This window comes from Psychrobacter nivimaris (genome assembly GCF_904846365.1).
In the GTDB taxonomy this organism is placed as follows: domain Bacteria; phylum Pseudomonadota; class Gammaproteobacteria; order Pseudomonadales; family Moraxellaceae; genus Psychrobacter; species Psychrobacter nivimaris_B.
This window is the reverse complement of record NZ_CAJHAL010000082.1, coordinates 1-609: the sequence shown is the minus strand read 5'-3', so window position 1 is coordinate 609 and position 609 is coordinate 1. Positions and strand designations below refer to the sequence as shown.

At 39.2% G+C, this 609-nt stretch carries 1 protein-coding gene; it reads left to right on the top strand.

Translation table 11 applies throughout. The annotated features are described in order from the left end of the window. Positions 1-65 precede the first annotated feature (65 nt). A partial coding sequence (locus JMX63_RS14440; protein ID WP_265089112.1) for a cation transporter occupies positions 66-609 on the top strand: 544 nt, incomplete at its 3' end.

Sequence of the window (609 nt, the reverse complement as noted above, 5' to 3'; positions counted from 1 at the left end):
CTATGAATAAAACAACTTTTAAAATATCGAAGATGGACTGCCCTTCGGAGGAAAACCTAATCCGAATGAAATTAGAGGGCCACTCGAATATTGAACATCTTGAGTTCGACATTCCTAACCGTCAATTAACTGTGTTTCATCATGACAATATAGAAGGGATAGAGACTGCTATTCATGACCTAAAATTAGGAGACACCCTACTCTCGACCGAAACCATTGACCCCTCTGATCCCAACAATAATTTTAAAATTGATGCTGACTCTAGTCACAAAAAAGATGCTGAGCAAAGAAAGCTACTATGGATAGTGCTGGTCATTAACTTTGCTTTCTTTATTATTGAAATGAGCACGGGACTGATTTCTCGTTCGATGGGGTTGGTCGCCGACAGCTTAGATATGTTAGCAGATAGCTTCGTGTACGGAATTAGCTTATTTGCGGTCGGTGGAACGGTCATTAAGAAAAAACGGATTGCTAGAATTGCCGGATATTTTCAAATTACGCTAGCGATTCTTGGTTTTTTAGAAGTACTAAGACGTTTCTTTGGCAATGAGCAGTTACCTGACTTTTCTACCATGATAGTCATATCGATTCTTGCGCTAATTGCAAACT